4 protein-coding genes and 1 pseudogene are annotated in these 4,379 nt (G+C 43.1%); 4 read left to right on the top strand and 1 reads right to left on the bottom strand.

All coding sequences use genetic code 11. From position 1 onward, the window contains the following. Window positions 1-92 precede the first annotated feature (92 nt). The 3 genes from AB4653_RS15690 (at window position 93) to AB4653_RS15680 (ending at window position 3,132) form a co-directional block, all read left to right on the top strand. Window positions 93-1,631, top strand: a complete 1,539-nt coding sequence (locus AB4653_RS15690; RefSeq protein WP_009848831.1) for a murein L,D-transpeptidase — start codon at window positions 93-95, stop codon at window positions 1,629-1,631. 199 nt (window positions 1,632-1,830) lie between these two features. After that, the gene (locus AB4653_RS15685; RefSeq protein WP_009848830.1) at window positions 1,831-2,379 is read left to right on the top strand and encodes a YcbK family protein; all 549 of its coding nucleotides are present in this window, start codon (window positions 1,831-1,833) and stop codon (window positions 2,377-2,379) included. 99 nt (window positions 2,380-2,478) lie between these two features. Further along, window positions 2,479-3,132, top strand: a complete 654-nt coding sequence (locus AB4653_RS15680) for an MBL fold metallo-hydrolase (RefSeq protein ID WP_004733386.1) — start codon at window positions 2,479-2,481, stop codon at window positions 3,130-3,132. A gap of 107 nt (window positions 3,133-3,239) precedes the next feature. Here AB4653_RS15680 and AB4653_RS15675 read toward each other — a convergent pair whose 3' ends face one another. Next, window positions 3,240-4,040: a DUF2982 domain-containing protein gene (locus AB4653_RS15675; protein ID WP_102258313.1), complete on the bottom strand. Its 801-nt coding sequence runs from the start codon at window positions 4,038-4,040 to the stop codon at window positions 3,240-3,242. A 220-nt stretch (window positions 4,041-4,260) separates the two neighbouring features. Here AB4653_RS15675 and AB4653_RS15670 point away from each other — a divergent pair. Further along, window positions 4,261-4,379 (top strand): annotated as a pseudogene (locus tag AB4653_RS15670) (MarR family transcriptional regulator); the annotation flags it as partial.

Below are 4,379 nucleotides of genomic sequence, written 5' to 3'. Positions count from 1 at the left end.
GTGCAATCTAGTTCATAAAACTCCTTAAAAAATAACATGCTTACTCCTATTTCTTTGCCATACTTATGAGATGATTGGTGATGGGGTTAAGCATGTTAGCAAAATACTTCTGTGGATTATTGGTGTTAGTTTCTGTGCATGCATGGAGCTATACGAGTTCTGACGAGAGCCGATTTATTCCGGCTGATTCAGAGCTCTCTTTTATGCTGATTTATCCAGAGCTTACCCAAAGTATTTATCAAGACTCATCTCTTCCAATTTTGTGGGATTCGCCTGAACTTGTTAAGGCGTTTGAATTCCAGTTGTCGCTTCTCGAACAAGCGCAAATGGCCCCGCTTTTTGAACGACAACTTAAGCAAATCCGCCACTATCAAACTCGTGGGCAATGGCAAGAGTTGGACATCTTGTTAACCGATACCTTTATTTATTACCTAAGCTACGTTGAGAATGCGCCACTTGCCGGTAAAGAGTGGTATTTCTCGGGCAAGCTGCATTCCAAGTTGCCTGCGCCTTCTCCACATATCCTGATGAGATTGAAAAGCAGTGTCACCAATGATTACTTATTAGAAATGGTATTGTCCTATGCGCCGCCTGTTGGGGATTTTGACCAATTCAAGGCGACCTACTCCGTGCTAGAAACTGCGTCTGAACTCAATATAGAGCGATACAGACAGAAAGGGTTGAAACGCTTAGGTGATGAGCTTTCAGACAAAACCATTCTTGTTGAGCGCATTGCTTTGGTTGGTGTTGATACCTCGATGATCGCGGTCGATTTCCCTGTATTTGACCAAGATCTGCAATCGGCAATTAAGTCTTTTCAGCGAATGCACGGCCTTACAGACGATGGGATCGTCGGGCCGGATACGATCAAATGGATCAACATGAGCTTTGATGAACGATTGACTTCGCTGGCTCTCAATGCCGAACGTGTTCGTTTGTGGCCAAGAGACAGAGACTCTCTCATCGTCGTCAATGTCCCTAGTTTTGATATGAAGTATTGGGAAGATGGTGAAGAGGTCTTTGAGTCCAAAGTCGTGGTGGGCAGAAAGTCGCGAAAAACACCGCTTTTAGAGATAAACCTAGATTCGGTTATCTTAAATCCTACTTGGAACGTGCCATGGAAAATCATGGTCAAAGACATCTTGCCTAAAGTAAAAGCGGATGAAAGCTACCTAGAGACACACAACTTTCAAGTGATTGATGGTTGGCGCACCATGGAAACCGTCGACACCACAGATATTGATTGGCAGACCATCAATTTCAATTCGTTCCCATATCGAATGCGTCAACAGGCGGGCTCACGTAATGCATTAGGTTTGTACAAGTTCAACACACCCAACAAGCGAGCTATCTATCTGCACGATACGCCAAGTAAAGGCCTGTTTAATGATGACTTCCGTGCTTACAGTTCAGGTTGTATACGTGTCGAACATGCAGAGGAATTGGCTGAATTGTTGTTTGCCACCAAGGTAAGGAAAGTACCTAACCAAAGTAACGATCTTGCTCCTAATACTAAGGTTCGCCTCAAGAAGCGAATCCCCGTGCATATCATCTATCAAACCGTGCTGTTTGAAGAAGGGGGCATACAGTATCGTGGTGACATCTACCAATATGATAAAGAGGGTGGTTAACCATCATTGAAGCCAATAAGGGTGATCTTGACCAAAAAATGACAACCAAGCTTCTATTGATAAAATTATAATGTGGATCAATAACTAATCGTGCAAAGGTTACAATTACTAACCTTTTGGGCGGTTTTTGTACGTTGACGCAGCAATTTCCATTATGTATCGTGCATTTTTCGTTCGATCTAATTGGTTTTTTTGCTGTATGTCTCAAAGTTTATTTTCACGCCGTCAGTTTCTGACTTACGCTGGTGGTACTGCTGTTGTCGCCTCAATTACTCCTTCTATCGCTTTTGCTTCATACCCTGATCAACCAAGAACGATTAGCATGAACAATCTTCACACAGGTGAACGATTAGAGACCTGTTATTTCGATGGTACTAACTATGTTGGTGATGAAATGGCTCGTCTAAGCAAACTGTGCCGTGATTTCCGTCGTAATGAGATTCATCCAATGGATAAGAACCTGTTTGATCAGATCACTCAGATTCAAAATGTACTGGGTATTCAAAAAGAAGTTCAAATCATCTCTGGTTACCGTTCTCCAGCGACCAATGAAGCACTGCGCTCAAAGTCGAGTGGCGTAGCCAAGAAGAGCTACCACATGTTAGGTAAAGCGATCGATTTCCGTATTGATGGCGTTAACCTAAAAGAATTAAGAGACGTTGCTAAAAGCTTGAATGCGGGTGGTGTCGGTTATTATGCACGTAGCAACTTTATCCATATTGATACAGGTCCAGCCCGCAGTTGGTAGCGTTAAGCTGAATTTACGAGCGAATGCTAGGTACTTGTCAAAGTAGACATCCAATGTCATAGTTTGCCCAAATTTCAGTTTGCCCTCTAAGGTTTGTATATGTCTCTTAAGTATCAAGTTGTCCCTGTTACCTCGTTCTCTCAAAACTGCTCAATTGTGTGGTGTGATGAGACAATGGAAGGCATTGTTGTCGATCCGGGCGGTGATGTTCAGCAACTGGCTGCTATCATCGAAGAGTTAGGTGTTAAAGTGGTGAATTTGGTATTGACTCACGGTCACCTAGACCATGTGGGCGGAACAGTACCGCTTGCTGAAATCTTGAACGTGAACATTGTTGGCCCACATAAAGCCGATAACTTTTGGCTTCAAGGTCTAGAGAATCAAAGCCAGATGTTCGGCTTCCCACTGTGTAAAGCTTTTGAACCAAACACTTGGTTAGAAGAGGGCGACAAAGTGACTTTTGGTAACCAAGTTATCGATGTGATTCACACGCCGGGTCATACTCCGGGTCACGTCGTGCTATTCAGTGAGCAAGCGCGTATGGCGTTTGTTGGTGATGTTTTATTTAACGGTGCTATTGGTCGCACGGATTTCCCGCAAGGCGACTTCAACACGCTAATTGCTTCAATCAAGACTAAACTTTGGCCGCTAGGCAGTGACGTGACATTTGTACCGGGCCATGGTCCAGAGTCTACATTTGGTCGTGAGCGCGCATCAAATCCATTCGTTGCCGACGAGATGCCTCTTTATTAATTAAATCTTTGATTTAATATAAGAACGATTGAAAATGAAGCTTAGCTTTTGTTATGGAAGCTAAGCTTTTTTATTGTGTGCGGTTTTACTTTTAAACCAGTTTAATTTTAATCAGAAAGACGTTCGGCTGCCGCCAAGTAGCGTCGAGCCAGTCCAACAAACTCCTCCCCACTGATATTCAGATCATGGGTTGATATGAAAATGTCATACCCGTGGAAGCCTCTTTGATATTTCATTCTGTTGGCAAGCATCGCCTGTAATCCAGAATAGTCTTTAATCACCGCGTTGTGATTATTTGCTTTATCGGATGAATCCGCATCCATTTGCGTTTGTTGAGCGCTGAAACTCACTTTGTCGGTATTCTTTGATTCTTTATATTGGCTTAATTCCACACACCCGTTTTCGGTACAACGAGTGTGGTAGTGCGATGAGTCTAAAACCATATCTTCAAAGTTCGATTCTTTACCCGCTTGCTTCGCTCCCAAGTACAAAAGTGCTCGTTGGCTGAGCAGTAATTCACAAGTGACTTTAGGACAAATCGAATCGAGGTAGGGCGAGTAATCTTTAACCTTGATACCAATCCAAGGAAGAGGTTGGTGCCATCCATCTTGCTCATAGGTACAAAGCCCAATCTTTTGGATGTTATTCCATTTTAGAACCCACCCGCCTTTATAAAAATGCTGCTGAAAATGAGTCGGTGTGAGGGTGATCATCACTCTGCTGCGCAACATTAAATAATAGCCAGTTCCTAGTAGGGCAATAATGCAAAAAGCACCCACGATCAGTAACTTTGGGTTGTCACTGTAGAGCGCAACGATCAAGCAAACGAAGCCCAAAATGATGGCGAGAATACGATACGAACGTTTGAATGAAGGCAAAGAGAAATTTGTAAGGTGACGAGTGTCCATAGGCAACACCAAATTTTCATATTTTTGTCTGGATGGATAACCAGTGTATATGACCCTGAATTGATAAGTCGATGATTAAATAATAGACGCTAGTAGACAATATCGGTATTTTTCGTCGACTTTCGACGCTTCACTCTACAAATAGCTCCGGTTTTTTGGTATAAATCGCGCTTCAAATTTTCACCACTGCGAAAAGAGCAGTGAACTGGAGAAATATTCAATGAGACTTGCTCATAAGCGTAAGGTGCAGGCTAAACTGCAGAAACGCACTAAAGCGGCTGTAGTTAAAGCAGTGGCAACGCCGAAAAAAGCGAAGCCTGTCGCAGAGAAAGTTGTAGC

The sequence above is a fragment of the Vibrio sp. 10N.222.48.A3 genome, assembly GCF_041475345.1.
GTDB lineage: Bacteria > Pseudomonadota > Gammaproteobacteria > Enterobacterales > Vibrionaceae > Vibrio > Vibrio tasmaniensis_A.
The sequence above is the reverse complement of the archived record's forward strand: the minus strand, read 5'-3'. Positions and strand labels throughout refer to the sequence as shown.